Source organism: Streptomyces sp. GbtcB7 (assembly GCF_019091445.1).
Lineage (GTDB): Bacteria > Actinomycetota > Actinomycetes > Streptomycetales > Streptomycetaceae > Streptomyces > Streptomyces mirabilis.
The window spans coordinates 44,778-70,202 of record NZ_JAGXJM010000045.1; the positions used below are offsets into that span (position 1 = coordinate 44,778).

At 67.8% G+C, this 25,425-nt stretch carries 32 protein-coding genes and 3 pseudogenes; 14 read left to right on the top strand and 21 right to left on the bottom strand.

The window, feature by feature from the left end; all coding sequences use genetic code 11:
- Positions 1 to 47 precede the first annotated feature (47 nt).
- Positions 48 to 1,232, bottom strand: coding sequence for an alpha/beta fold hydrolase (locus KVT44_RS46560; protein WP_217574272.1), 1,185 nt, complete (start codon positions 1,230 to 1,232; stop codon positions 48 to 50).
- 8 nt (positions 1,233 to 1,240) lie between these two features.
- Complete coding sequence (locus KVT44_RS46565) at positions 1,241 to 1,969, bottom strand: flavin reductase family protein (protein WP_217574273.1); 729 nt, start codon at positions 1,967 to 1,969, stop codon at positions 1,241 to 1,243.
- A 324-nt stretch (positions 1,970 to 2,293) separates the two neighbouring features.
- On the opposite strand from KVT44_RS46565, the gene KVT44_RS61215 reads away from it, so the two are divergent.
- Positions 2,294 to 2,704, top strand: coding sequence for a ketopantoate reductase family protein (locus tag KVT44_RS61215; RefSeq protein ID WP_368857608.1), 411 nt, complete (start codon positions 2,294 to 2,296; stop codon positions 2,702 to 2,704).
- Entirely contained in the window at positions 2,608 to 2,919 is a 312-nt protein-coding gene (locus KVT44_RS46575; RefSeq protein WP_308314307.1) for a ketopantoate reductase C-terminal domain-containing protein, read from the top strand. Before KVT44_RS61215 ends, KVT44_RS46575 begins: the two co-directional genes overlap by 97 nt.
- Positions 2,920 to 3,236: 317 nt before the next feature.
- On the opposite strand, the gene KVT44_RS46580 is transcribed toward KVT44_RS46575, so the two are convergent.
- Positions 3,237 to 3,398, bottom strand: a complete 162-nt coding sequence (locus tag KVT44_RS46580; RefSeq protein WP_217574277.1) for a hypothetical protein — start codon at positions 3,396 to 3,398, stop codon at positions 3,237 to 3,239.
- A 38-nt stretch (positions 3,399 to 3,436) separates the two neighbouring features.
- On the bottom strand, positions 3,437 to 3,799 hold the full coding sequence (locus KVT44_RS46585; protein WP_217574279.1) for a hypothetical protein: 363 nt from the start codon (positions 3,797 to 3,799) through the stop codon (positions 3,437 to 3,439).
- A 201-nt stretch (positions 3,800 to 4,000) separates the two neighbouring features.
- Here KVT44_RS46585 and KVT44_RS46590 point away from each other — a divergent pair, with 201 nt between their 5' ends.
- Positions 4,001 to 4,684, top strand: coding sequence for a maleylpyruvate isomerase family mycothiol-dependent enzyme (locus tag KVT44_RS46590; protein WP_217574281.1), 684 nt, complete (start codon positions 4,001 to 4,003; stop codon positions 4,682 to 4,684).
- On the opposite strand, the gene KVT44_RS61220 is transcribed toward KVT44_RS46590, so the two are convergent.
- Both KVT44_RS61220 and KVT44_RS46595 read right to left on the bottom strand, forming a co-directional pair.
- Positions 4,671 to 5,024, bottom strand: a complete 354-nt coding sequence (locus tag KVT44_RS61220) for a heme-binding protein (RefSeq protein WP_368857609.1) — start codon at positions 5,022 to 5,024, stop codon at positions 4,671 to 4,673. The two genes, KVT44_RS46590 and KVT44_RS61220, sit on opposite strands and share 14 nt — an antisense overlap.
- 142 nt (positions 5,025 to 5,166) lie before the next feature.
- Positions 5,167 to 6,024: an MBL fold metallo-hydrolase gene (locus KVT44_RS46595; RefSeq protein ID WP_217574283.1), complete on the bottom strand. Its 858-nt coding sequence runs from the start codon at positions 6,022 to 6,024 to the stop codon at positions 5,167 to 5,169.
- 262 nt (positions 6,025 to 6,286) lie between these two features.
- Here KVT44_RS46595 and KVT44_RS46600 point away from each other — a divergent pair, with 262 nt between their 5' ends.
- Both KVT44_RS46600 and KVT44_RS46605 read left to right on the top strand, forming a co-directional pair.
- On the top strand, positions 6,287 to 7,135 hold the full coding sequence (locus KVT44_RS46600) for an MBL fold metallo-hydrolase (protein WP_254650830.1): 849 nt from the start codon (positions 6,287 to 6,289) through the stop codon (positions 7,133 to 7,135).
- Between the two features lie 262 nt (positions 7,136 to 7,397).
- Complete coding sequence (locus KVT44_RS46605; RefSeq protein WP_217574285.1) at positions 7,398 to 8,006, top strand: CGNR zinc finger domain-containing protein; 609 nt, start codon at positions 7,398 to 7,400, stop codon at positions 8,004 to 8,006.
- A gap of 133 nt (positions 8,007 to 8,139) precedes the next feature.
- On the opposite strand, the gene KVT44_RS46610 is transcribed toward KVT44_RS46605, so the two are convergent.
- From KVT44_RS46610 to KVT44_RS46620, 3 genes are all read right to left on the bottom strand, one after another.
- Complete coding sequence (locus KVT44_RS46610) at positions 8,140 to 8,793, bottom strand: hypothetical protein (RefSeq protein ID WP_308314308.1); 654 nt, start codon at positions 8,791 to 8,793, stop codon at positions 8,140 to 8,142.
- 169 nt (positions 8,794 to 8,962) lie between these two features.
- Positions 8,963 to 9,178 (bottom strand): hypothetical protein, encoded by a 216-nt coding sequence (locus KVT44_RS46615; protein WP_217574289.1) that lies wholly within the window; start codon positions 9,176 to 9,178, stop codon positions 8,963 to 8,965.
- Positions 9,179 to 9,214: 36 nt separating this feature from the next.
- Positions 9,215 to 9,352: a hypothetical protein gene (locus KVT44_RS46620; protein WP_190174801.1), complete on the bottom strand. Its 138-nt coding sequence runs from the start codon at positions 9,350 to 9,352 to the stop codon at positions 9,215 to 9,217.
- Positions 9,353 to 9,816: 464 nt separating this feature from the next.
- On the opposite strand from KVT44_RS46620, the gene KVT44_RS46625 reads away from it, so the two are divergent.
- Together KVT44_RS46625 and KVT44_RS46630 are read left to right on the top strand one after the other, a co-directional pair.
- Positions 9,817 to 10,923 (top strand): alkene reductase, encoded by a 1,107-nt coding sequence (locus tag KVT44_RS46625; protein WP_217574291.1) that lies wholly within the window; start codon positions 9,817 to 9,819, stop codon positions 10,921 to 10,923.
- Between the two features lie 138 nt (positions 10,924 to 11,061).
- Complete coding sequence (locus KVT44_RS46630) at positions 11,062 to 11,613, top strand: TetR/AcrR family transcriptional regulator (RefSeq protein ID WP_190174741.1); 552 nt, start codon at positions 11,062 to 11,064, stop codon at positions 11,611 to 11,613.
- Positions 11,614 to 11,754: 141 nt separating this feature from the next.
- Here the strand turns inward: KVT44_RS46630 and KVT44_RS60305 are convergent, their stop codons facing one another.
- From KVT44_RS60305 to KVT44_RS61225, 4 genes and pseudogenes are all read right to left on the bottom strand, one after another.
- On the bottom strand, positions 11,755 to 11,877 hold the full coding sequence (locus tag KVT44_RS60305) for a hypothetical protein (RefSeq protein WP_302832196.1): 123 nt from the start codon (positions 11,875 to 11,877) through the stop codon (positions 11,755 to 11,757).
- A gap of 182 nt (positions 11,878 to 12,059) precedes the next feature.
- A complete protein-coding gene (locus KVT44_RS46635; protein ID WP_217574293.1) occupies positions 12,060 to 12,257 on the bottom strand; it encodes a hypothetical protein in 198 nt (65 codons plus the stop codon).
- A 9-nt stretch (positions 12,258 to 12,266) separates the two neighbouring features.
- Positions 12,267 to 12,704, bottom strand: coding sequence for a hypothetical protein (locus KVT44_RS46640; protein ID WP_254650831.1), 438 nt, complete (start codon positions 12,702 to 12,704; stop codon positions 12,267 to 12,269).
- A pseudogene (locus KVT44_RS61225) lies at positions 12,631 to 12,837 on the bottom strand (hypothetical protein); the annotation flags it as partial. The pseudogene KVT44_RS61225 and the gene KVT44_RS46640, both read right to left, overlap by 74 nt.
- Here KVT44_RS61225 and KVT44_RS46645 point away from each other — a divergent pair.
- A complete protein-coding gene (locus KVT44_RS46645; RefSeq protein ID WP_217574295.1) occupies positions 12,830 to 13,231 on the top strand; it encodes a helix-turn-helix domain-containing protein in 402 nt (133 codons plus the stop codon). The pseudogene KVT44_RS61225 and the gene KVT44_RS46645 overlap by 8 nt on opposite strands.
- On the opposite strand, the gene KVT44_RS46650 is transcribed toward KVT44_RS46645, so the two are convergent.
- A complete protein-coding gene (locus KVT44_RS46650) occupies positions 13,232 to 13,654 on the bottom strand; it encodes a hypothetical protein (protein WP_217574297.1) in 423 nt (140 codons plus the stop codon).
- Between the two features lie 222 nt (positions 13,655 to 13,876).
- Complete coding sequence (locus tag KVT44_RS46655; protein WP_217574299.1) at positions 13,877 to 14,827, bottom strand: GlxA family transcriptional regulator; 951 nt, start codon at positions 14,825 to 14,827, stop codon at positions 13,877 to 13,879.
- A gap of 292 nt (positions 14,828 to 15,119) precedes the next feature.
- Between KVT44_RS46655 and KVT44_RS46660 the strand changes: the two genes are divergently transcribed.
- From KVT44_RS46660 to KVT44_RS46675, 4 genes and pseudogenes are all read left to right on the top strand, one after another.
- Positions 15,120 to 16,022, top strand: a complete 903-nt coding sequence (locus KVT44_RS46660; protein WP_217574301.1) for an alpha/beta fold hydrolase — start codon at positions 15,120 to 15,122, stop codon at positions 16,020 to 16,022.
- 83 nt (positions 16,023 to 16,105) lie between these two features.
- On the top strand, positions 16,106 to 16,759 hold the full coding sequence (locus KVT44_RS46665) for an alpha/beta hydrolase (RefSeq protein ID WP_217574303.1): 654 nt from the start codon (positions 16,106 to 16,108) through the stop codon (positions 16,757 to 16,759).
- 57 nt (positions 16,760 to 16,816) lie between these two features.
- A pseudogene (locus KVT44_RS61230) lies at positions 16,817 to 17,217 on the top strand (heme-binding protein).
- Between the two features lie 74 nt (positions 17,218 to 17,291).
- Positions 17,292 to 17,834: an SDR family NAD(P)-dependent oxidoreductase gene (locus tag KVT44_RS46675; RefSeq protein ID WP_217574307.1), complete on the top strand. Its 543-nt coding sequence runs from the start codon at positions 17,292 to 17,294 to the stop codon at positions 17,832 to 17,834.
- A 153-nt stretch (positions 17,835 to 17,987) separates the two neighbouring features.
- On the opposite strand, the gene KVT44_RS46680 is transcribed toward KVT44_RS46675, so the two are convergent.
- The 6 genes from KVT44_RS46680 to KVT44_RS46705 all read right to left on the bottom strand — a co-directional run bounded on the left by KVT44_RS46680 (position 17,988) and on the right by KVT44_RS46705 (position 24,133).
- The gene (locus KVT44_RS46680; protein ID WP_217574309.1) at positions 17,988 to 18,395 is read right to left on the bottom strand and encodes an ester cyclase; all 408 of its coding nucleotides are present in this window, start codon (positions 18,393 to 18,395) and stop codon (positions 17,988 to 17,990) included.
- A gap of 221 nt (positions 18,396 to 18,616) precedes the next feature.
- Positions 18,617 to 19,486 carry a carbohydrate ABC transporter permease gene (locus KVT44_RS46685; RefSeq protein ID WP_217574311.1) on the bottom strand — a complete coding sequence of 290 codons (870 nt, stop codon included), beginning with the start codon at positions 19,484 to 19,486 and terminating at the stop codon, positions 18,617 to 18,619.
- Positions 19,483 to 20,457 carry a carbohydrate ABC transporter permease gene (locus KVT44_RS46690; RefSeq protein ID WP_217574313.1) on the bottom strand — a complete coding sequence of 325 codons (975 nt, stop codon included), beginning with the start codon at positions 20,455 to 20,457 and terminating at the stop codon, positions 19,483 to 19,485. Before KVT44_RS46690 ends, KVT44_RS46685 begins: the two co-directional genes overlap by 4 nt.
- Positions 20,451 to 21,806, bottom strand: coding sequence for an ABC transporter substrate-binding protein (locus KVT44_RS46695; protein ID WP_217574315.1), 1,356 nt, complete (start codon positions 21,804 to 21,806; stop codon positions 20,451 to 20,453). Before KVT44_RS46695 ends, KVT44_RS46690 begins: the two co-directional genes overlap by 7 nt.
- Complete coding sequence (locus tag KVT44_RS46700; protein ID WP_254650832.1) at positions 21,803 to 22,801, bottom strand: GNAT family N-acetyltransferase; 999 nt, start codon at positions 22,799 to 22,801, stop codon at positions 21,803 to 21,805. Before KVT44_RS46700 ends, KVT44_RS46695 begins: the two co-directional genes overlap by 4 nt.
- A gap of 135 nt (positions 22,802 to 22,936) precedes the next feature.
- On the bottom strand, positions 22,937 to 24,133 hold the full coding sequence (locus tag KVT44_RS46705; RefSeq protein WP_217574317.1) for an exo-beta-N-acetylmuramidase NamZ domain-containing protein: 1,197 nt from the start codon (positions 24,131 to 24,133) through the stop codon (positions 22,937 to 22,939).
- A 222-nt stretch (positions 24,134 to 24,355) separates the two neighbouring features.
- On the opposite strand from KVT44_RS46705, the pseudogene KVT44_RS59080 reads away from it, so the two are divergent.
- Together KVT44_RS59080 and KVT44_RS46710 are read left to right on the top strand one after the other, a co-directional pair.
- Positions 24,356 to 24,433: pseudogene (locus tag KVT44_RS59080) on the top strand (hypothetical protein); the annotation flags it as partial.
- Between the two features lie 340 nt (positions 24,434 to 24,773).
- Entirely contained in the window at positions 24,774 to 25,361 is a 588-nt protein-coding gene (locus tag KVT44_RS46710; RefSeq protein WP_217574319.1) for an SMI1/KNR4 family protein, read from the top strand.
- The last annotated feature ends 64 nt before the right edge of the window (positions 25,362 to 25,425 follow it).

The following is a 25,425-nucleotide window of genomic DNA, read 5'->3' on the forward strand; positions in this document are numbered from 1 at the left end:
CGGTGCGACCAGGGCTGGGCCCTGGCCGGAATGACGGAAACGGGGGCTCAGCCCCGGTGGAAGTACTCGGCGTCGAGCACGCCGTTCAGCCTGCGGCCCAGTTCGGCGGAGAACCGGTGGACGACGCCGAGGGGCCGGTGGTGGATGGCGGCCCGGACGATCTGCCCGTCCGCGTTCTTCGTCAGGATCGTCACGCCGTCGATCTGCGTGCCGCCGAACGCGGTGGCCCGCCACTCCAGGTAGGAGCGCTCCCCGCTGACGGTCTCCTGGGTGAAGACGAGCGAGTCGTAGATCGTGCTCGCCGCTGCCATCACGTTCTTGACCTGGTCGCGGCCCTCGACCGTGCGGGTGAGGGCGCTCGCCTCCAGCGTCACGTCGGCGGCGAACGCGTCGCTGAACGCGTTGGCCGACTTCTCCTCGAAGGCGTTGGTCCAGGCCGACACCTGCACGGCGGGCAGTGCGCGGGCCAGGAAGCGGTCGAGGTGGCCCGCGACGCGGGTCGGCTGCTCCAGGTGGGCCCAGTGCCCGGCCTGGCCGACCGCTACCGTCTCGGGCGCGGCGAACCGCGGCGCGACCTCCTGGGCGACCGACTCGTCGGTGACGAAGCCGTCGTCCTCGCCGCGCACGATGAGCACGGGCCCCGTGTACCGGCTGGGCTGCTCGCCCGCCGGGTGCCCGTTGTTCCAGCAGTCGGCGGCCTCCCGCACGGTCTCGGGACGCATCCGCGTCCCGCTCACCACCAGCCGGTCGAGGTCCGCCTCCGCCAGCGCGGCCGACAACTGCGTCCTGACCGCGCGCTGCGCGTCACCGTCACCGCCCAGGGAACGGAAGGTGCCCATCACCTCATCGGGCTGCCGGGTGCCGGCCAGTGGGACCGGGGTGACCAGGACCAGACCGAGAGCCCGGTCGGGGCGCTGTGCGGCCACCAGCTCGGCCACCGCCGATCCCAGGCTCTGCCCGACGATCACAAAGGGCTTGCCGAGGGTGTCGGCCACGGCGCCCACCTCGTCGGCGAGTCGGTCGTAGGTGAACGGCCCGCTCGCCTGCGTGCGGTCCCCGCTCCCGGCCAGGTCGAGGGTGACGCATTCGATGCCAGGGGTGGTGAGTTCGCCGATCAGGCCGTCCCAGACGTACTGGTCGTCCAGGAAGCCGTGGACGAACACCACAGCGAAGTCTCCCTCGCCCTGCCGCCGGAACCGCACATCGCTTGTTCCGATCCGCTCTGTCCTCATCGCCGTGCTCACTTTCCGGGGGCGACCCTGACTTCGCCCGAGGGGGACCATTCCTTGGTGTTGATCGGCGACCAGTCGGCGGGCCGTCCGTCCAGGCGCTGCATCCGCCGGTCGTGCCGGGCTTCGAGCAGGTCCTTGTCCAGGGGGGTGGTGAAGACGTTCTCGACCAGCGTGTACTCGGCGGCCAGGCGTCCCACGGCCGGGAGGGCGGCGGTGTCGATCCGGCCCCGCTCCAGGTAGAGGTCGTCCCGGACGTGGAAGCGCACCACCCGGCCCCACACCACGTGGTCGACCATGTCGTCCCCGACGGGGATGATCCGGTCGACGACGCACTCGAAGGAGATCGGCGCGTCCTTGACGCGGGGTGCGCGCACGACCTCGGACGGCTCCTTGCCCAGGTCGAGCGCCTCGAACTCGTCCACGTCCGGCTCGAACCCGTAGGCCGAACCGTGCATGGCGTCCGCCTGCGGCAGCGTCACCAGGTTGGTGACGAACTCGCCGGTGTCACGGATGTTGATGAAGGTGTCCTTCAGCGTGACGCCGTCCGCCTGCGGCTGCAGGGTGATCGAGACCATGGGCGGCTTCCTGCCGACGGCAGTGAAGAACGAGATGGGCGCGAGATTGGCCACGCCCTCGGTCGACACCGTGCTGACCCAGGCCACGGCGCGCGGAATGATGCTTCCGATCAGCAGTTTGTACGCGTGGGTGGCGTCGAGTTCTGCAGCGTCAATGATCATGGTCAGACCTCCATCGGTGGGAACGCGGCATGGGGACAGCGCTGCACGCCGTACGACCACTGCCGGGAGAGCGGCTCATGGGTGGCGCCGGAGAGAGGGGGCGCTGCACCTCGAGCTCCCGTTGGAAATAAGCGTATGCCTTTTGACTATGTCACGCAAGTCGGGCATTACGGCACCTCATGACCGCACTGGGAGAATGTAAGAACATAGCTGTATCGCGGTTGCCTCTGGCGGAGGTGCGGCAGAGCCCGCTGTGGCGACGCCCAGAGAGGAGTTGGCCGATGAGGATCTTGGTGGTGGACGGCCGGCGAAGGGCGGACCGTCCTGCGTCCCCGCGTGATCCGGGCCGGGGACATCAACGCCCCCTACGACGTCGTCCTGCCGGCGGTCAAGGCCGCCGGGCTTGAGCGGGCCGTCGACGACATGGCGGCCGCGGTCGGTCCGCACTCCCTCGACGGGGTCCGGGATGTCGACGTCCTGGCCGCACGCGTCGGCGACCAGGACGTCCTGGGCGGCGTGTCGAAGGTGGCGACCACTCTCGACGCCCAAGGGGACATCGTGCGCCTCACCCCCTGCAGGACCTGCGCTACGGAGCCCGCCGCAACACCGCTCCGGCGCGGCTGGACGAGGTGCACCGCGTGCTCGGCGGTGCCGGGTTCACGACCGGCCTGTCCGACGACATCGACGCGGAGATGCGGGCCAAGTGGGTTTTCATCGCCGCCCTCGGCGCGGTGACCTGCCTCATGCGCGGCTCGGTCGGCGAGGTCGCGGCTGTTCCCGGCGGGACGGCGTTCGCCCGGCAAGTGGTCGACGAGTGCGCCTCCGTCGCCGCCGCGGCCGCCTACCCCGTGCCCGCACCGGCCCTGCAGCAGACGCTGGCGACCGAGACCGAGGCGGGCTCGCCGCTCACCTCGTCCCCGTACCGCGAGTACCGCGATACCGCGATGTGACGGGCAACCGTAGCGCCGAGATCGAGCACATCTACGGAGACCTGGTCCTGTGCGCCCACCGGCTCGGTCTCACCGTTCGACTGGTCCGTCGGAGACGTTGACTGCAAAGAGAAACCCTGGCATCGACAACGCCTTCACCCCGGTGACTTCATCGACTCCCCTGAACAGCGAAGCTATTACCGCATGAGCAGGGCTTGACTGAGGTCACCCCGAGCGGTGATGCGCTAGTTCCAGCAACTCCAGTACATGCCGCAGAGCATCGACGGCTGCCTGGCTGGAACGGGCTTGGACTGTTCGGCTCCGCTCGCCCCCGCCAGTTACTTCCGCATGGATTCCGCGAGGTCGCTGACCTGCTGAAGCTGACTCGCGGCGAGACGTCGCACGTCCCAGATGAGCTCGGCCACACCAGCGGTGGCCGGTCCCGGTGACGCGACGGGCGGCTCGATGCCCGTCACGGCCGCCAAGTCGCCGGAGGCCACGCCGAGCACGGCGGAGAAATCAAGCAGGAGCTCAGGGGTCAGCTGTATGCGACGCTCTCCTCCTGTGGCAGGGATGCCACGAACTTTCGCAACGCGTCCTTCTTCTCCGGAGGCAGGGCGACGGTGTGTCGGACCAGGTAGGGAACAAGCGATCCGGCCGTCGTGTCCGCGGGGGCGAGGGCGTCGGGTACGTCGGCGCCGACCATTGCAAAGAGGTCCGCCGTATGCAGACCGAGCACGGGAGCGAGCGTCCGAAGCAGAGATGGGTTCGGCGCTCCGCTGTTGAACATTGTGCGTAGTTCGAGCTCGGTGACGTCTGCGAGTTGGGCCAAGGCACCGATGTCCAGCTGCCTGAGACCCGCTAGTCGCTCCAGCACACCCAAGTCCGCATCCCCTGCCATCCGGCCAGCCTAATTAGCCTGGTGATAACACCCGCATCAGCAGCCGAACGCGCGCTGCTGTGGCCGGACAATGACATATCCAGCCCTCTGAGCAGCGAAGTTACTCCGACGTGCGCCAGACGCGACCTCGACCGTACCGAGGACACGGAGCGCGTTTGAGGTCTACTGCTGCGCCAGTTCTGGTTGGGTAGCTTGATCGGCATGGATCAGGGGCGGGTAGTTGAAGCGTTTCGGCTTGAGGCGGGGCAGCTCGCGCAGGCGATGACTGAGGTTTCGGCGGCCGAGTGGGGTCTGCCGACGCGGTGTGCTCCGTGGAAAGTGAGCGACTTGCTGGCTCATGTCCGGGTGGTGATTGCCTGGCTGCCGGGCATGCTGGCCGCGCCGGCACCGACCCGTGCCGAGGTCTCGGCAATGGAGTACTACCGGCCCGACGACCGTTTCGCTCCGGACACCAACGCCGCTCGGATCGCTCTGGCACAAGATCATGCGGCCGAACAGCTCAGCGGTGCCGCACTCGCCGACGACTTCAACGCCACTTGGCAAGAGGTGGACCGACTGTGCCGGGCCGAGCCCGAAGGGCGTGTGGTTCGCACCCGGCACGGTGATCCGATGCTCCTGTCGGAGTTCCTGCTGACGCGCGTGGTTGAGGTCGCCGTGCACGGCCTGGACCTGGCCGACGCCTTGGGGCGCGAGCCGTGGCTGACTTCCGAGGCCGCGGATTTGGTGCAGGGCCTTCTGCTCGGACCGGACGGGGCAGCGGCACTGGAGAAGCTGGGCTGGGGTCAGCTTCGCTTTCTGCGCACGGCGACGGGGCGCGAGCCGATCACCAGGGAGGAAGCATCGGACGTCAGCCGCCTGGGCATCCGATGGCTCACGCTGGGTTGAGAACGTCGCCAAGTGACGCCGGCCGAACGATGGATCTCAATCGCGTTCTCATGGCCCGGGACGAGGCCGGGGCGTACGGAATTGCTTCGCCGGCCCCCTGGCCAGCGAAGTTATCTGCGGTTTGTACGGCCTCTTCGTCTTCGAGAGCATGGGCACCGGATGCGCCTGCGGCACCGAGGATCAACTCACCGTCGGTGACCAGAACACCGCCGGCCCACGGGACGAAGTCGCCGCCGTAGAGGTGCTGGATGCTGCTCCGGGTAGGTCGATCTGGCCGGAGGGCTTCAGCGCACGGTGGTATGCCTATGACCAGCCGAATTGCTGTGGCCAAGGCGCGCACTGCGGTGGCCAACCCCGACGCGCGTCGGACACCGCTCCGACCGTACCGAGGACGGCCTCAGCCAGCCCTTATGTGACCGGCGATGTCTTGCCGGCACCGTTCGTGTCAGCCGCTGCACTGTCGCCACCACGGCTTCTCCGGGTCACTTTCCCAGTAGCCCGACCGCTCCGTACCACACCGGACCCGGGTTGAGCAGATCCGGGTAGAGCGCGGTCATCCGGTCGAAGAACTCGCGGGCAGTCGGGTGTTCGTCGAGCAGCCGGATGGCGTCCAGCAGGTACTGCCGGGTTCGGTCGAGAATGGCGGGATCGTCCGGTAGGTTTTTGTTCTTGTGGCCGGCCACTACCGCGCGCGGCTTGAGCGCGGCGACGCGATCGATGGCCGCGAGCCATTTCTGCAGGCCGCCATTGCCGCCTTCGAGGATGTACTGGTGCACCCCGTTGTAGGCGACGTCGCCGGCCACTATGAGGCCGATGGACGGTACGTGCAGGACGGACGTCTCGTCGGTGTCCGTGTGCCCGACCTCGACGGCCTGGATGAGGTTGCGCTCCAGCTGGAAGCCGTCGGCGGGAATGGGCTGGGCAAGAACCGGGCTGTCGGGGATCAGGCCGGGGAAGCGCTTGTCCCACATCTGTGCGCGCCCGTCGGTGGCCTGCTGATGCATGACCTCGATGGTGCCGCGGGTCGCGTAGACGGTGACGCCGTGGAATCGCTTCACGAGTTCCGCGGTGCCGAACCAGTGATCGCCGTGCCCGTGGGTGGAGTAGATGTGGGTCAGGCGCCTGCCGGACCGCTCGACCCAGTCACCGACCTGTTCGGTCTGTTCACGGGTGAAAGGCGGATCGACCAGGACGGCGTCCTCTTCCCCGAAGATCAGCGTCGAGGTCAGCGGTGAGGAAACGAGCCGGTCACCGTTCGGCAGACGTTCCTCGCCGGTCCGGGGTGTGCCGTCCGAAACGAAGGTCTCGTACTCCAGAGAGCTGGGCGCGGATGCGGTCATGATGACTCCTCACTGAGGGGCAACGTGCGGCTCGCGCGGTCGTCTGGTCACGTCCCTGCGGCGGCGGACCGCTTGCGCAGCGGAATTCAATGCCTACACAACGACGACCGTACGACATAATCATACGCGTATTGACTCTGTCGTTGAGTCGAGTTACTTTCGGCTGGAGAAGTACGACAGGCCAGGCAGTATTCACAGGTATCGACATGGCTGATCGGTTACAGCTCTCTTGTGGCTGCCTCTGAGTCCCAAGGAAGCGATCATGCCCGGAGCGCAACTGAGCTGGAGTGTCCACGTGGCGCCGTCGATCCCCACCGAGATCGCGGACCTGCCGCCCGACGTCCCCCGGCGCATGTGGTCGCCCATCACGGCCACACTGATCACAGGCGAGCGCGATGCGGTGCTGGTCGACGCGCTGATGACTGCCGAGCAGGCCGACCGGCTGGCCGACTGGGTTGCGGCGAGCGGCATGAACCTCACCACGGTCTTCGTGACCCACGGGCACGGTGACCACTGGTTCGGGCTGGGCACCCTTCTTGAACGCTTCCCGGGAGCGCGCGCGGTGGCGACGCCGGCGGTGGTGGAGCAGATGAAGAAGCAGATGGCACCGGAGTTCGTCGCGTCGTTCTGGGACGAGCGCTTCCCCGGCCAGATTCCGAGCAGACTCGTGGCCGCGGAGCCGCTGGCAGGCGATCGGCTGGAGCTGGAGGGCCATGACCTCGTCGTCGTGGGACTCGGGCACACGGACACCGATGACACCACCTGTCTGCACGTGCCGTCGATCGGCCTGGTCGTGGCCGGAGACGCCGTCTACAACGATGTTCACCTCTACCTTGCCGAATCGCCTGCCGAGGGCCGCCGAGCCTGGCTGGACGCGCTCGACACCATCGCCGCGCTGGAGCCAGAAGCGGTGGTCGCGGGACACAAGAACCCCGACCGTCCTGACGACCCGAAGACAATCGCCGAGACCCGGCGCTACATCCAGGACTTCGAGGCGGTCGCAGAGCGCACCACGACCACTCTCGGCCTCTATCGCGGCATGTTGGAACTGCATCCTGGCCGCGTCAACCAGGGCGCACTGTGGGGCTCGGCGAGGTCCGCCAAGGGCTGAGCGGCCGGGCCTGGCCGCCCGGTCACGCAATGGCCGGGGCGCCCGGGGCGAGGAGGTGTCAGCCGAGCGCGTATCCGACGTTCAGATGCTTCTGTCCGCGACTCACCCGAGCGGCACAGCCTGCATGGGCGAACCCACCGGGCCCTACGCGGAACTTCGGGAAGCCGACGCTCGTCATTCGGAGAGTTACACTTCCAAGCGTAATAAGTAAATAGGCTATGGACATGTTGCTGTAGCTGCCGTCATCGAAAGAGATCCGCGAATGTCCTGGACTGCGACAGCCCGATATGGCCTGGAGCCCGCCCCGGGCGGGCTGGCCTTCGTGCAGGACCTGCTCAACACGCTGTCCGCCGGCAAACCCCGGGAGTCCGACCTTCTGCAGACAGCCGAGGGCGCCCGTGCTTGGCTTGACCAGGCATTGAAGAGCTGGAGTGGCGTGTCCCACCGGCCCGCACCCGGCATCGAACTGACAGCCGAGGACGTGCAGGGCCTGCGCGACTTCCGTCATGACCTGGGGCAGAGCCTCCACGCCCAGATCGGTGACCCGGCGGCGACGGAGGTCGGCCCGGCGGCTTCACTGATGATCTTGCCCACCGCATTGCGGCTCGACGAGCACGGGGCCGTCCACGCCGAGCCCCGCGGCACGGGCTGGCGGCAGGTGGCGTCACTCGCCCTCATCGAGGTCTACCAGGCGCAGTGCACCGATACCCTGCGCCGCCTGAAGGCTTGCCGAAACACGCGCTGCCTGGTTGCCTTCTACGACCGCTCCCGCAACAACAGCGGCGTCTGGCACGACGTCCACGTCTGCGGCAACGCGGCCAACCTGCGCAACTATCGTGCGCGCAAGCGGGCCGGCGCCGACCAGGTCTGACAGTCGGTCCTCCGGCGCGGTCCTCGCCGTTGTGCCTCGCTTGTCGGCACCTGAGCCACCTGCTGCAGCAGGGCCTGCCTTCACTCGGATGCGCTCCTCGGCGAGGAGCCAGGGCTCCGCTTGGCTGGCGCTGTCAGAAGTAGTGGACATCGCGCAGGTCGATACTGACCATGAGGTGATCGTGGTCGGGACGCCCGTCGGACCGGCGGAGGTACGCGCGACGCCTGGTCGGGAACTTGATTCCGTCTGCTTCATGGATGTCGTAGACGTACTGCGCGGCCGCGAAGCCCCCGGCGATGTCAACGTGATAGTCGTGGCGCCTGAGCAGATAGTCGTCCCCGAAGTAGAAGTCCTGCACCGTGCTGTGACTTGCGATGTCGGCCGGAAAAGTGACCCGCAGATGACGCCATCGCTCAGTTGACGACTCGTTCCACGGTTCCGCCTCCTCTACGCCCATGCCGTTCATGATCGCGAAGAACGGTGTCGTCAGGTACGTCCACAGGGCGTAGCCGTTGAAGTAGGCGCGGTCCAGTGGATCCCAGGGCGTTTCCAGGGTGTGTCCCCGGAATGACGCTCGTGGATTGGGCCGTTCGGCTACGACGGTGCCGTCGGCGCGTTCGATCGCGATGCGGTCGGGTGTGAAGTCTGAGCGCTGTTCGGGAGCCCCGAAGGGGCGCACTGAAGCGTGTTCCTTGTGCATGTCGACAGTCATACGGCGTGGCTTGAGGTCCTGGGGCAGGCCCTTGGCCGCAAAGAGCTCTCCGTCACTGACGATGGTGGCAGTCACGGTTGCGTGCTGGTCCCACCGCTCCGTGCCGCCATGAGCCTTGAGAACTGCTGAGAGCAGGTTGGTCACATCTCCTCCAACAGCCGGCGAGCCGAGTGCTCGGTTTGCGCCTCATGGAGCCTGGAAGGGCCTGGAGACTGTGATGCTTGTTGCTTTCCGGCCCTGCCTGTCAAGTGAAGTATGAGTCTTCGATGTCGATCGCGAGAGAGGTGGACTCGCGAGTCCCGGTTCCGTCCGGGTTGCGCACGTAGAGCAGGTGCCGAGTGGGTACGACGATCTCGTCGAAACGTCGGTGCAGCGAGGCATAGTGCATTGCCGGGCCCGGGCCGAGCAGTTCGAAACCGAAGTCGGTACGCCGTAGGAGGCCCGATTCGTCGAAGTGCAAGGTCTGCTGTTTCGACGGGGTGGCGAATGTCCTCGGCTAGGTGACGCGGAGGGCCGACCGGGTGGCTCCCTCCTCGTGCCAGGGTTCTGCTTCTTCGGTGTCGATGTCGTCGCGCAGCAGGTGGAACGGGGCGGTGAGGTAGTTCCAGCCCGAAGACCTGGCAGAGCGCCTCACGCTGTGGATCGGGCGGCTTGGGCAGCTGGGTCGGGTGCGGTCTTGGCAGCTGCTGCCGTGCGGCGAAACCCAGCGCGGCCTCGGATTCCACGGCGTCGAAGCGCATGATCTCGAAATCGCCGTCGGCCATGGTCTGAAGGTGATTGAGCAGTGCGCTCTTGTGGGGAGCGCGGCCCGTAGTACCCAGGGTCATCGTCAGGCCCTTCTGCCCCTTGGGGCGGTCCGCCCCTACGCGCACATCCGCACGGGCTACGTGCGCCACGGGATCCCTAGGCCCCTTGCGAAGGGCCCGACTGCCGACTACCGACGGCAGGGGTCGCTTTGGAGCACAGATATTTGCTTTAGGGCGGATGAGTGCTACGGTCGAGCTAAAGCACATTTCCGGGCCTTAATGAGTCGGTGCCAGATGTCACCGATCGCCTCCCAGGACCTTCCTGGCCCCGCTCTCACATCAGGAGTCACCTATGAGCTCGACACAGTCCTTGCTTCTTCCGTACCAGATGCGCGACGTCTCTCTGGCGAACCGCGTGGTCATGGCCCCGTTGACGCGGAGTCGTGCACGCAATCGCGATCTGCTGCCCACTGATCTCCACGTCGAGTACTACGCTCAGCGGGCATCGGCCGGTCTGATCGTCTCCGAGGGTGTGTGGATCAGCCGCGACGCGGTCGGATGGCATGACGTTCCGGGGCTGTTCACCGATGAGCAGGTCGCCCACTGGAAGCAGGTGACCGATGCGGTCCACCTCGCAGGTGGTGTCATCTTCGCTCAGCTGTGGCACACCGGGTCCGCTTCTCATCCCGACTTCTTCGACGGCCGCCCGCCCCTTGCGCCTTCGGCCGTCAACCCGGGGCTACTGGCCCCGACGTCGACTGGCCGCAAGCCCACCGTGGAGCCCCGGGCAATGTCGGCGTACGACCTCCGTCGGACGGTCGCCGACTATGCGACGGCGGCTCGCAACGCCATGGCGGCGGGATTCGACGGTGTGCAGCTGCAGGCAGGCTTCAACTACCTGATCAGTCAGTTCCTGAATCCCCGCACCAATCTGCGCACGGACCGCTACGGCGGCTCGGTCGAGAACCGCGCCCGCTTCCTCTTCGAGATCATCGAGGCTGTCGGCGAGTTCGTCGACCTGCGGCGTGTCGGTGTGAAAGCCGGACCCGCATGGTCCGAGACGGGAGAATTCGTCTCCGGGGTCGAGGCGCTGGCAGACAGCGAGTACGTGCTCGGACGGCTCAACGACTATGAACTGTCACATCTCCTGCTCATGGGGATGATGGTCGACCCCACCGGAGGACCGTTGGAGGAGCTGGCCGACGATGGCATGTTCCGTCACTTCCGGAAGGTCTATCAAGGCGCGATCATGGCGAACGTCGGGTTCGACCAGCGCCGAGGGAACTCGATTCTGAGCGACGGCCTGGCGGATCTGGTCGCCTACGGGCAGCCGTTCATCGCCAATCCGGATCTGCCGGCCCGGATCGCCTCCCATGCGCCGCTCGCCGAACCCAAGAAGGACCTCTTCTACGGTCCGGATGCCGCCGGCTACACCGATTACCCACTACTGGAAGGGTGAAGCGGGACGGAACCACGGCCAGGCCGGGTGGCCCTGGCAAGCACCAGGGTGGGGAAGTGTCACTGCTGCTCGAAGCGTTGGCTTCACCGCGGACCTCGATGGGGCTTAACGCCAAGTGGTGTGCGTTATAGTGAGGGGATGGTTGCAGAATCGTCCCCGCGGCGGCGCACCGGTGGCCGCAGTGCCGTGGTGCTGACGTCCATCAGGAAGGCCGTCGAGGAACTGATCGCCGAACGGGGCAGTGACGCCGTCACCATCCCGATGGTCGCGGAGCGTGCGGGAGTGAATCACTCGAGCATCTACCGACGGTGGGGCGACGCCCGGACCATGATCAACGACCTGGCGACCTACCGGCTCGACCCGGACCGCGGCCTTCCCGACACCGGGGACCTGCGCGCCGATCTGACCACCTGGGCACAGGAGCTGATCAGCCACTACAGCGTCCCGGTGAACGCCGCCCTCCTGCGCGGCGGGGCCGCCGCAGCCGGCGAGGACGAATCGGACTGCCTGCGCGACCGCCGGACAGAAGCAGCCGGCTTCGCCGCACGCCCCGGCAGCACCTTCACCGGCGACCAGGTCATCGACCTGCTGGTGGCCCCCATCATCTACAGAGCCATCTTCCTGCCCTGGACACTGCCCGAGACGGATGCGCACACCTACGTCGACGAACTCTGCGACCGCTCCACCTGACCCCCTGCCTCTTGGGAACGCGGTGCCGGGCGCGGCAAACAGATCAAGTGAGGCTGTGGCGCCGTACCGCAGGCAAACCCGCCGACCCAGGCTTACACGGGGTGCGCCGGGCGTTGTCGCCGCCCGCACCCGCGGTGGATCTCACCGCTCCTCGGGGAAGTCGTCGCCGTACATCGGCAGGCCGCTCAGGGATTCCTTCCGGGAGGCTTCCTCCTCGATCACGTCCCCATCCGCCATGATCAGCTTGCATTCATGCCTCGCCAAGATTGCGACGGAACTCGGCGCGTAGGCGGCACCTGTCGTCCGCTCGGTCGGGGATCTGCCTCTGCATCCGCTTCCGGCCCGGCGCCTCACCATGCGACGCCCCGCACAGCGCGCCTACGGTTGAGTCGCCACAGGGTGCTCGCACCCATCTCCGCAAGCCATGGACAGAAAGCAATCCCCCCTCACGAGCACCGTCGATCACCGAAGAAGACGCCAAGAGCGCCCCGGTGGGCTTCTACGAGTACTCCCGGCGCCGGCTCGAACTGGGCGGCCCAGTGGATCTCGGAATGGTCCGAGCCGACCGCGGTCACCGTGAGGCGAGCGGTGAAGTCCCGTACCGGGACCGGGTCGTAACGCTGTTTGAGCTCGAAGGCCGTCATGCGACCACCTCATGGGGCGCGTGAAATGGGGCAGGACGCGGCGGGCGCTGTCCTCAGGGGCGAGGCGCCGGCGCCGATCCAGGAGCCGAGGCGGTTGAGGGTGTCTTCGGAGGCGGTCAGGGCGTTCCAGCCGGGGGGCAGGCCCAGGTCGACCCAGATCATGCGGTGTTGAGCGGCGAGAGCGGCCATGAAGTTGAGGGTGTACAGCTTGTCGCCGCTCTTGGAGGCGGAGTTGGTGAAACCGGCGGCGATCTTGTCGGCCCAAACGCTTGTGAGGTAGCGGCCGCTGGTGGCTTTGGCGAAGGCGTGGGGCGGAGAAGGCGCCGTCCATGTAGGTGGGGGAGCCGAAGATGATGGCGTCGGCGGCGTCGAGCCGCTGCCAGTCCTCGTCGGTGGTGGCGTCCACCGGGATGTGGGCGACCTCGACTCCCGCGTTCTCGGCGCCACGCTTGACTCCTTCGGCCAGCACGGTGGTGTGTCCGTAGCCGGAGTGGAAGGCGACGGCGACCAGGAGGCGCTTGATGGTCTCGGTCACTGGCTTGCTCCCTAAGCACGTCGCCCCGGAGCGGCCGATGGACATCCTCGACGCGGCCTGTTCCAGCCGTGGCGTCTTCGTGGATCTGGCCGACAAACGGGCCTTGCTGATGCTGCTCAGGCTGCGGGAGCACGGTGTCCAGCGGTTCTCCGAGCTGCAGCGTTCCATTGGCGGGATCAGCCGCAAGATGTTCTCGCAAACCCTGCGGACCCTGGAACGCGATGGGCTCGTCGTCAGGACGGTGGACCCCGATGCCACGCCGCCGCTGGTCCACTACGGGCTCACCGTCCTTGGCCGCGAGATCGCCGAGAAAACCCGCGTCCTCTGCGCCTGGACCCACAACCGCGCCGCGCAGGTCCACGCCGCACGCGCCGCCTATGACCAGCCCATCGCCACGTCGGAAGGGGCGCCCTCGGAAGGGGCCCCCTCCGTCGGGTGACTACTCCTTGCCGAGGAGCTTCCGCGCGGTCTGCACGATCTCCTCGTTGGTGTAGGCGTGCCCGCCGATTCCCCAGCCGCCCGGCACCGCCTCGGTCAGGGCCACCCAGGTGCGCCCCGTGAGAGAGGCGTCTCCGGCTGCCTCGGCGATGAGGGCGGAAATATCCTTCACAAGTCCGAGCTGCTGCTCGCGGTCGAGGGCGCCCGCGTTGGTGGTCACATGGACACGCACGCTGTTGCTGCCGCCACCGGCGGTGGAGAACGCCTCCGGCTCCAGTTCGTGGATGAAGGCGGCGGTGTTGTCGGTGAAGAAGGGAATCGGCGGCACCTTCTCCCAGCGCATGATCGTCTCGGCGAGATCCTTGGCCAGGGCGTGCTTGTCGCTGAAGATCCCTTTGGGGGCGTACACATCGAGCATCGGCATGGCAGCGGTCCGAATCTGTGAGTAGGTGACGTTTGTCGTCGATCTTCGTCGGAGGCACGTTGACCAACGACCGTCTCCTGTGCCACACCTCGTAAGTTTCGGGACAGCTGGGCCGCCGGAGCAGCAGCCGCAGCAGTTGCTGGCCTGGCCCAGCTCGGTGCGCACGCGCCTGGCATTGGCGGCGGGTGCGGTGGCCGGGGGCAGACCGGGGTCAGGCTTCGGTCAGGCCGTAGTTGTCCGCTGGAAGGCCCGCCGGTAGGCGGTGGGTGTGGTGCCAAGGGCGTCGCGGAAGCGGGCGCGGAGATTGGTGCCGGTTCCCAGACCGCTTTGGGTGGCGATCTGTTCGACCCCCAGGTCGGTGACTTCGAGGAGCTCGCGGGCGTGGTTGACGCGGGCGGTGAGCAGCCACTGGTGGGGGGTGACGCCGGTCTCCTGGCGCCACATGCGGACCAGAGTTCGGGTGGAGACGCGGGCGTGGTTGGCGAGCGCGTCGAGGGTGAGGGTCTCTTCGAGGTGGCGCAGGGCCCAGTCGCGGGTGGGGGCCAGGGTGTGGGCGGTGGGTTCGGGCAGGGACTGGGCGATGTACTGAGCCTGTCCTCCGTCGCGGTGGGGTGCGGCGACCAGTTCGCGGGCGATGTCGTTGGCGACGGCTGCACCGAGGTCTTTGCGGACGAGGTAGAGGCACAGGTCGATGCCCGCGGTCACGCCGGCGGACGTCAGCAGCGGGTCGTCGTCGATGTAGAGCACGTTGCGGTCGACGCGCACGCGAGGGTAGAGCTCCTCGAGTTCGTCCGCGCTGGCCCAGTGGGTGGTGACGGTCCGGTCGTTGAGGAGGCCGGCCGCGGCCAGGGCGAAGGCTCCGGTGCAGATGGACGCGATGCGGGCTCCTCGCCTGAAGGCAAGTTTCAGGGCCGCCGTGACCTCGGGCGCCGGTGGCCGCTGATAGTGCCAGTAGCCGGGCACGATGATCGTGTCCGCGCGGGCGAGCGCGGCCAGCCCGGCGGTGGTGCCCACGGTGAAGCCGGTGCTGGTGGTGACGCTGCCGCGCGTGGCCCCGCACACGGTCAGTTCGTAGGGGGTGTTGGGCCTGGGGTTGAAGATCTGCGTCGGGATGCCCAGGTCGAGAGGCAGCACGTGGGGCAGTGCCAGGACCGCGACGCGATGAGCGCTCATGGCCCGAATCTTACGATCACCACTTCTCGGCGCTTCCAGAAGCCGGGCTGTCCCCGCATGAGGCGGTGGTGGCGCACCTGTGGCGAGGACTCCCCGGGGCGCAACGGTCAGCACCCGCGACAGCGCTCGTACAGATGTCCCGAAACTTATGAACAGTGGCACAGGAGACCGTCGTTGGACACTGTGCCTCCGACGAGGATCGAGGACATGAGCAACGGCCTGTGGGCCCGGACTCATGTCGGCGTCGGTCGCAGCGGAGCGGCTCCGCGTCGGCCCGCGCAAGGAGGTACGAATGCCCAAGATCACGCATACCCTCATGGGCCGGTACTTCGATGTCGAGGACGGTCGGCTCTACGCCCACGTTCGCGAGGGCTGCGGCCCGGCCCTGGTCTTCCTGCACTACTGGGGAGGTTCCCACCGCACCTGGCGTCCGGTCGTCGAACGTCTCGGCCCGGCGCAGGCGTTCGTCTCACACGACCACCGTGGCTGGGGCGAGTCCACCGCGGTGCCGGGTCCGTACGGCATGGAGCGGCTCGCCGACGACGCCCAGCACGTCATCGACGAGCTCGGTTACGGCGAGTACGTCGTGGTGGGCCACTCCATGGGCGGCAAGGTCGCCCAGGTACTGGCCTCCCGCCGTCCCGCCGGGCTGAAGGGTCTGGTGCTGGTCGCGCCCGCTCCGCCGGCCCCTGTCGGTGTGACGACCGAGCTCCAGGAGCTGATGTACCACGCCTACGACACCCCCGACACCATCAACAGGAGCATCGACCTGGTGCTGACCAACGGCGGGCTCGGCGAGGAGGCGCGCCGCCAGGTCCACGACGACAGCTCCCGTGCCGGCGACGCGGCCCGTCTGTCGTGGCCGAGGCAGGGCCTGGTGGAGGACTTCGCCGATGTCGTCGGCGCGATCGATGTTCCCGTTCTGGTGCTGGCCGGCAGCCACGACAAAGTCGACCCGCCGCAGGTCCTGCGAGAGCACCTGCTGCCGAAGATCCCTACAGCCGATCTCGTGGAACTGGACGGCACCGGTCACCTCTCGCCGCTGGAAGTCCCCGAACAGGTCGCCTCGCACATCACCGCCTTCGTCACCGAACTCCGGATCGCTCAAGGTGCTACCCCTCAGAACCGAGCTGTCAGAACCGAGCTGTCAGAACTGAGCTGTCCCTTGAGCGCAGAACTGGGAGATCTGTCGTGAACAGTTCGCCACCGCCACCGCCACCGCCACCGCCACCGCCACTGCCGACACGGTCGGCCGTCAACGCCACATTCGAGGACTCAGTGGCGGCAACCCATGTGATCGTCCTGCCGGGAGGGGGCTATGCCACCCATGCCCCGAACGAAGCGGAGCCGATCGTCGACTGGCTCAACGGGCTGGGTGTGGAATCGAGTGTCTTCCGGTACCCACTGCACGCGCGGCATCCCGTGCCGCTCGAGGTACTGCGGACGGAGATCCGCAGGCTCCGGCACCACGGGGCCGAACGCGTCGGAGTGATCGGCTTCTCGGCGGGCGGACACCTCGCGGGCCTTGCCGCGCTCGCCCCGGGTGCCGCCCTGGACGCATCCGTACGGTTCGCGGTCCTCGGCTATGCGATCACGTCGATGGAGACCGAGACCTACCGGCCCGCGCGGATGATCCTGCTCGGTGAGGACGCCTCGCCGGACGTGCGCCGCGCGACGTCCCTGGACGCGCTGGTGACCCCGTCGGCGCCGCCGTTCTTCCTCTGGCACACCGCCGAGGACAGCTACGTTCCGCCGGAACACACCTACCGCCTCGCCGCGGCGCTGGCCGCCCACGACGTCCCCCACACCGTGTATGTCTTCGCGCACGGCCCGCACAGCCTCGGCCTCGCCCGCGGCGCCGGGGAGGCGGCGGCCTGGACGACGTTCGCGGCGTCCTGGATCGCCGAACAGATCCACACGCCGGCCGGGTAGCCCGCCTCGAACCCTCCACCATCTTCTGGCGACCGAGATGAGCATTTGGAGACGGAGATGAGCATTTCGCTGGACACCGCCCAGTCCATGGTCGAGCGGGCCCGTGGCCACGCCACCGCACTCGACGTGCCGATGAACATCGCCGTCGTGGACGGAGGCGGACACCTGCCGGCCTTCGCGCGGATGGACGGGCGATCCTCGGCTCGATCGACATCGCGCCGGCCAAGGCGAAGACATCGATCCTGTTCAACGGCCCGAGCGAGAACCTGTGGGACTTCTGCAGTCCCGGCGGTCCCGCTCCCGCCACCGAATACACCAACGGCGGCCTGATCCCCTACGCCGGAGGCGTCGCACTCCACGACGAGGCGGGTGTCCTGACCGGCGCGATCGGGGTCTCCGGAGGCATGCCCGACCAAGACGGCGAAGTCGCCCGCGCCGGCATCGCCGAGCACGACTGACGCCCTCGGCCCTTCCGCCGACCGAAAATCCTTCCCCGCTGATCCCACCGATCGCTTTCACCGAAGGACCCACGATGAAGAAGATCCTCATCACGGGCGCAGGCTCCGGCCTCGGCCTCGGCCTCGGCACCGCCATCGGCCTGGCACAGGCTGGCCACCAGGTCATCGCCGCCACCCAGATCTGGCCGCAGGTCACCGAACTGCGCCGGCACGTCGCCGAACTCGGCCCGCAGGACCGCATCACGGTCGACAAGCTCGATGTCCTCGACGCCCGCGACCTCGCGGCGGCCTTCTCGTGGGACTTCGACACGTTAGTCAGCAACGCCGCCGTCGGCGACAGCGGGCCCATGGCCGATATACCGGTCGACCTCGTCCGGCGCACCTTCGAGACGAATGTCTTCTCCAACCTCGAGCTCACCCAGCGCGTCATCCGGAAGTTCGTCGACACCGGCACCGCCGGCCGCATCATGGCGGGTCAGTTCGACCCGCAGGACATGATCGACAGGATGGTCTCGGTCATCGGCGCCGAAGACGGCACCCACCGCTACGTGTGGCCGCCCGCCAACGAGGACCTCGTCAAGCAGGCCCAAGAGGGCGCCTGGACCCGAAAGACCTGACCGGCGCGAACGCGGTAGCCCCGGCGGGATCGCACAACCGGTCCCGCCACAGGCGCGATGCGCTCGCCCCCCTGGAGCTACCGACCGGATGGGAGAGCCGGCTCGGTCCGAGTCGAAGGCCGACCGCCGAACGGCCCGGCGGTACGTACTTGATCAGGTGAGACCGAGCTGACGGAGCATGCCGAGCTCATCGCTGCTACCCCAGCGCTCGACCATCTTTCCGTCGGCGAACCGGCTGATCTGCATGCCTCGGTAACTCACCGTCTTTCCCGTCGGACTGTGCCCCATCAGCTCACCGAGATGTGTGCCCGTGATGGTGTAGGCGAACGCGATTTCGTCGTCGGTGGCCATGACGTGCTCGACCTCGATGTGCAGATCAGGGAAGGCCTGCCTCATCGTGGCGAACATCTCCTCATAACCTTCCGGTCCCGGAACCTGTCCTGGGGCCGGGTCGTGGTCCACAGAGTCGGGCGCCACGTATTCCTCGAGCTCGCCGAGGTGGTCAGTGTTCACCGCTGATCCGAAGCCCTCCAGGACGGCGGCGTTGCTGCTGCGCGACATGACGCGCTCCTTGACGTTGCAGCCCTGGGCGTACACATCAACGATGTGCAGTCGCCCCTTCCTCTCATCCACGATAGGTGTGGCGGTCTGAGGTGGCCTGCTGGAACGGGAAGTGAATACCCCCGCGCATCTCCGCGGGCAGGCAGGCCGAATGCGACCACCACGGTGCTTCTGGACTGCGCCGTAGTTGGCGGTCAGCGTGGTGTAGGCGGCTGCCTTTCTCACTTGAGGCCGCTGAGCATGACGCCGCGGATGTAGTACTTCTGCAGCAGCAGGAAGAGGATCAGGACCGGCAGGATGCTCAGGACGAGGCCGGCCATGACGATGGGCATCGTGCGGGTCGGGTCGACGTAGTCCTGCAGGAGCTGGATGCCGACGGGCAGGGTCATCACGTCCGGGTTGGCGGTCGAGACGAGCAGCGCCCAGATGTACTCGTTCCAGGCGTCGACGAAGGTCAGCAGCCCGAGCGTCACCATGACCGGCTTGGTCTGCGGCACCACGATCCGCCACCACACGGTGAACTCGCCGGCCCCGTCGATGCGCGCGGCCTCGAGGACCTCGTCCGGGATCGAGACCATGAACTGGCGCATCAGGAAGATCCCGAAGCCGTTGACGAGGAACGGCATGGCGAGCGCAGTGATGCTGACGGTCAGGCCGGCGCCGCCGCGCCCGAACAGGTCGTTGCCGCCCGCGAGCGGCCAGTGCACCAGGATCAGGAAGTGCGGGATGAAGAAGAGGAACGGGGGGAACATCATCGTCGACAGCACAAGGCGGAAGATGAAGTTCCGGCCGGGGAAGTGGAGTTTGGCGAGCGCGTAGCCGGCGAGTGACGACGTGAGCAGCACCGATCCGGTGATCACGGCGGTGGCGATGACGCTGTTGCGGAAGAGCACCGGCAGATCGAGCTGGTCGATCGCCGCCCGGTAGTTGGACAGGTCGAACGCCTCGGGCAGGAACCGGTACGGCAGCGTGCCGGACTCGCCGGGCCCCTTGAAGGACGTCATCACCATGTCGAGGAACGGCACTACCGTGAGCACGGCGCCGGTCACGACCACCAGATACGAGAACCACGGGAAGCGGCGGCGGATCATGTGTCCTCTCCCTTGCGCCGGAAGATCCACAACTGCACGAGGGTGACCACGAGGACCACCACGAACAGCACGAAGGCGGCGGCGCTCGCAGTGCCCCAGTCGCCGTACGAGAAGGCCTGGCGGTACATCTCCAGCGCGGCGACATTGGTCGCGTCACCCGGGCCGCCCTTGGTCATCACGATGATCAGCGCGAACGACTGCAGGCCGGTGATGAACTGGGTGATGCACACGAACAGCAAGGACGGCCGCAGCAGCGGCAGTGTGATCTTCCAGAAGACGGTGACGGGCCCGGCACCGTCGAGGGCGGCGGCCTCGTAGTACGACTCGGGAATGGACTTCAGCCCGGCGGTCAGGATGAGGATCGCCGTGCCGACCGAGGCCCAGGCCTGTACGACCACGACCGCGGGCAGCGCGGTGTCCGGGTCCTGGAGGAACGCCACCGAGCCGAGCCCGAGGGCGTTGAGGACGCCATTGACGAGGCCGCCCGGCTCGTACATGTACTTCCATACGTTGCCGATGGCGACGACGGTCGTGACGATCGGCAGGAAGTACAGGGTGCGCCACAGCCCTTGGAATCTCAGCTTGTCGATGCAGTTGGCGACGAGCACGGAGCCGGCGAGCGCGAGAGCCACGGTGCCCAGGGCGAACAGCAGCGTATTGGTGAGGATCGGAGCCAGGAACGTCGATCCGTCCACGAAAAGGTCGGTGAAGTTGTCCAGGCCGACCGGATCGATGTCGCCGAGGTCGAACCCGGCCCAGCGGGACATCGACAGCAGCAGCGCGAAGCCGAGCGGCAGGATCAGGAAGACCGCGAAGAACAGCAGTGTCGGCGCCAGGAAGAGATAGGCGACGACGGCCTGGCGGCGTCGGGGCCGGGTCCGGCGGCGGCCGTCCACGGTGGATCCGGTGGACCCGGCGTTCCGCGGGCTGTGCACCCGCTCGGTCGTCTCCGGTGCCAAGGCGTTCACCATGAGCGCGACACCTCCTGATCGACCTGACGGCGGATGGTGCGCAGTGACTCCTCGACCGACTGCTGACCTGTCCACAACGCCTCGATGTTCTTGCGCAGCAGCGACTTGGCCTGCTGCGCGCCTGCTACGTTCGGCTCCGGCACCGCGTACGCCAGCGCGTCCAGGAACGGGCGCAGGTTCGGATCGCTGCCTTCGCTCAGGAGTGTCCTCATGTCCTCGGCGCGGCCGGTCAGGGAGCCGACCGACACCTGCAGGGAGCTCATCCGGGTCGCTGTCACACCCTTTTTGGCGCTCTTGACGCTCACCTTCTCGGTGTTGAGCCAGCGCAGGAACTCCCACGCCTCGCGCGGGTGCTCACTGGCCGTGTTGACCCCCAGCATGAAGCCGGTGGAGAGCGTGGCGCGCTTGTCGTGCGCCTCAGGGACGGGCAGCGGAGCGACGCCGACATCGCGGTAGGCCTTGCCCATCTCGGTCTTCAGGCTTCCGGTCCACCAGCCGGCGCTGACCACCATGGCCACCTGCCCGGACTGGAACGCCTTGTAGACGTTGACGCCGGGGGCGCTCGCACCTTTGACGACGAGGCGATGCTCCAGATCGAACACGGCCCGGCCGGCCGGCGAGTCGATGGCGGTGCTCCTGCCGTCCGCGGAGACGAACGTTCCGCCGGCGGCGTTGAGCAGGGCGAGCGTCTGGCCGACGGTGGTGGAGTCGTCGTAGGTCGACAGCCCGAACCCCTGGACCAGCGTGTTGCCGTACCGGTCCCGCTTGGCGGTGCGGTAGGCCGCCTCCTCCAACTCACGCCAGGTGCGCGGAGGACGCTCGATGCTGGCCTCGCGCAGCAGCCGCTTGTTGTAGTAGAGGGCGTACGTCTGCACCTCGGTGGGGTAGCCGTAGATCCTGCCCCCCACCGACGAGGCGCCGACCGCGGCCCCGCCGTAGCCGCGCCTGATCTCCTCGGCGTGATCGGACGGAGCGGGCCGCAGGACGCCGGCCTGGACGAGCTGGCCGTTCCACAGACAGTACGGATGGAGGATGTCGGCGCCCTGGCCCGCGGCCTGCCGGACCATGAACGTGGTCAGCAGGTCCGTGAACTCGACGGCCTTCGTCCGCACCTTGACCCGGTCATGAGTGGCGTTCCACTCGTCGACCGGGCGTTGCAGGGCCTCCTTGAGCTCCCCGCTCGCGTAGTGGGAGAGCAGGGTGAGGACGATCGGATCCCCGGGCCGCCCGGTGCCCTGGTTCGGCGCGGCGCATCCGGAGGCGAGCAGCGCCGGGGGGAGCAGCGCCGAGGGGAGCGCAAGCGCGAAGTGACGGCGGCTCAGACCGCCGGTGCGGTGTGATGGCGTCATTGGGCGGCCTCCCTGCGCATCACGCGAAACACCCGGGTCGTGGTGAAACCGCTCCTGCGGTACAGGTGGCCCGCCGGGGACTGCTCGCCGGTCCACAGGAACCACGCGGAGTGCGCGCGGCGCGCCCGCATCCGCTCCAGGACCAGGTGGAGCAGGACCTTGCCGAGTCCGGTGCCGCGCATCTGCTCCAGCACGCCGAACGGCCCGAACCGCTCGTCCACCGAATCGAACGTGCCGTGCATCGCCCAGCCGACCAGGCGGCCCGAAGGGTCCCGGGCGACGACGATCCGGTCGAGCGGCGTGCCCGCGGTGAGACACTGCCGGATCGTGCACGCCCAGTCCGGGCCGAAGTGGTTCCCGGCGAGCGCGAACAGGTCCACCAGGTCGTCGTCGTACGGAGTGGTGAACCGGTAGCCCTGCGCCGTCAGTTCGTCCAGGCGGCACGCGACATCCTCCGGGATGCGATAGCCGACCAGGGCGCGGTCCATCGCCGCGGCCTCGTACAGCGTGCGAAAGCCCAGGGACTCAAGGAGCCCGGCCGCTTCCGGGTACGCCTCGGCGTCCAGGCCGGGGAGGACGTAGTTCGGGGTGTACGAGGAGAAGTCCACCCGGGTGCGGCCGTGGCTGTGCAGCCAGTCGAGGGCGTCGGTCAGCAGCCGGCGGCCGAGGCCGCGCCCGCGGACGGCCGGGTCGACGAAGAAGAACGGGATCCAGCCCTGCTCCGGCTCCAGGTCGGTGCCGGTCAGCGGCGTCAGACGGCGCACCGCGTAGGCCGCGCCGACGACACGGTCGCCGTCGACGGCGACCCGAAGGCCCTCCGGATCGAAGTTGGCGTCGAGCAGCACCAGGGTGCGGAAGCGGTCCGGGGTGATCGCGTCGGCCGGCGCACTCCGGCGCCACGTCTCCACCAACAGCGGGCCGTCGCCCGCGCCGAAGCCACGAATCTCGACCCGGGATGTCGTCGTGCGATCGGTCGTCGACGGGGTTGTCGTCATCAATGGGGTTGTCCTTCCATACGCAGATCACGGACGGCGCCGAACGTCGCCCGCGGCGTCGGTGTCGGCGACGGGGCTGGGCGTGGCGTTGGTGATGACAGCGGGCAACGCGTCGCGGCGGCGGGCCAGGAGGTCTCAGGAGTAGAGCAGCACGTCGTCGCCGGCCCACCGGCCGGGCGGCGCCGGTGGATCGCACAGCGGCAGCGGGTCTTCGCCCGCGTCGACGGCGCGCCGCAACCGGTCGGACCCCCACAGCAGGTCGATGAAGTGACGGTGGCCGGTCCCCTCCACGCCGCCGTCCGAGGTGCGCCAGTCGAAGTCGTCCGGGTACAGCCGCCGCAGCGTGGCGAGCATCGCGACGGCGGTGCGCACGGGCGCGAACGCCTCGCGATCGGTGATGTGGAGCTGGACCCCGCGCAGCGGCCGTCCGGCGTGTTTGTGGAAGGTCGGTACGTACCGCAGATCACGGAAGTGCACTCCAGGCAGGGCGAGCTCGGCGAGCGAGGGCGCGAACCGCGCGTCGATGTACGGGGCCCCGACGATCTCGAAGGGCTGCGTGGTACCACGGCCCTCCGAGAGATTCGTCCCCTCGAACAGACAGGTGCCGGGGTAGAACGTGGCAGTGGCCGGCGTCGGGATGTTCGGCGAGGGCGCGACCCACGGCAGGCCGGTGGCCTGTGTGTCCATGGCGCGCTGCCAGCCGACGGCCTCGATCACCGTCAAGTCGGTGGCACTTCCCGCCACTTGGGGCACGGCCGAGGCGTTGAGATGCCGGGCGAGTTCACCGCAGGTGAGACCGTGGCGGACGGGTACCGCCGCGCGCCCGACGAAGCTGGCCCACGCCGGGTTGAGCAGCGGGCCCTCGCTGACGAGTCCACCGAGGGGATTCGGCCGGTCGGCGACCACGAACCGTACGCCCGTACGGGCCGCTGAGACCATCAGGTCGAACATGGTCCACACGTAGGTGTAGAACCTGGCCCCGATGTCCTGCAGGTCGTACACGAGGGCGTCGATGCCGCTGTCGACCAGCAGTTTGTCGAGGCGCTCGCCGCTGCACCGGTAGGTGTCGTGGACCGGCAGGCCGGTGGTGGGGTCCGCCTGAGCGGCCTCGCTGTCGCCGGCCTGTTCGGTCCCGTGCAGCCCGTGCTCGGGACCGAACAGGGCGACCAGTCGAGCGCCGGCCTCGAGCAGCGCGGGCGCGGCCGGGCGCAGGTCGGGGAGGACGCCGGTGTGGTTGGTCACCAACCCGAGCCGTCCGGGCCCGGCAAGTCCGGGCGACGCGTGCAGCCGTGCGATCCCGGGCGTCACCGCGACGCGGTCGGCCGTGCTCATCCCTTGGCCCGTCTGCCGGTGTCATCGCGAAGCGGTGGTCGGAAATGTACTTGCATGTCCCGGAATGTTGCCATGATTTGCCACCAGTTCACGCCAAGGACGGCCGCGGGAATCTCTTGCGGCGACCGGGGCGGCGCTGCGGTGCGCGGAGCGCCGGAACACCTCTGAGGGAAGCCGCAAGCGGCGCCCCTCACCTCGGGCCCGCACCGCGGGGCGCACGTCGAGCCGGACGCGCCCAGGGTGATCGAGGACTGGAACAGCACGGAATGGGTGACCGAGGGCGGCGCACGAATTTCGTGAGCGTGACGGAGCGTCATTTACCTGACGTCGTCACTTATGTCAGACGAGACCCTGGACACCGTGTCGCGACCGGCCAACCTGCCTCCGCCACAAATTGGTTGAACGCGCCGAGGAATGACCATCCGCTACGGACGGAGAACGCCGCCACGGACTCGGCGTGCAGCCCACGGCTACTGGGCGCAGACGACTTCGCCCGTGCGTTCACCGACCTTCGTCGCCAGGTCGAACGCGCCGCACTGCCTCCGGTAAGGGGCTTTGAATGGAGTCGCGCGGAAGGGAATTCCGCTGGCCGCCTGATGGCAGCCGCTCATAAGGTGAAGGGAACGAGAGAAGACGGACCATGGACCCCCGCATACCTCGCCTGCGCCGCAAGCTGGTCAGGATTCCTTTCCAACCGTGGCGCAGCCACTCCTTTGGAGAGGAGCACCATCAGTTCCGCCTCGGCCCGAAGCTGACGGAATCGCGCATCGCAGCGTTCGAGGCCGAGCATGGCATCGCGCTTCCTTACGCGTATCGACAGTTCCTCACGCACATCAGCGGCTCAGGCGCGGCACCGTTCTACGGCGTCATGCCACTGGAGCAGTGGTCCGTGCTCGTCATGAATCCCGCCGGAGAACCGGGAGCGCCACGCGGCTTCGACGTCGCAGTCCGCGAAGCACGCGACAGCGACCTGTTCCTCCACATCATCGAGATGGGTTGCACCGACGTGTGCGTCCTGGGAGTGACCGGCCCGCTCACCGGCCGCGTCCTCACAGGGAACAGTGATGGACATTGGGGCCCCGATGTGTCCTCGGCCACCGACTTCCTCGACTGGTACGAACGTTGGCTCAACCAGATGAACGACGGACGCGACAATCGGGCCCTGGAACTCACCTCACCTCAACTCCGCGCGCACCCGAACCGCCATCGCCTGGCGCCGAAGACCTGAGTACGACGCCAGGTCTGGAACAATCAAGCGGTCCAACACACGGTTCTTCATGTATTGATCGGTG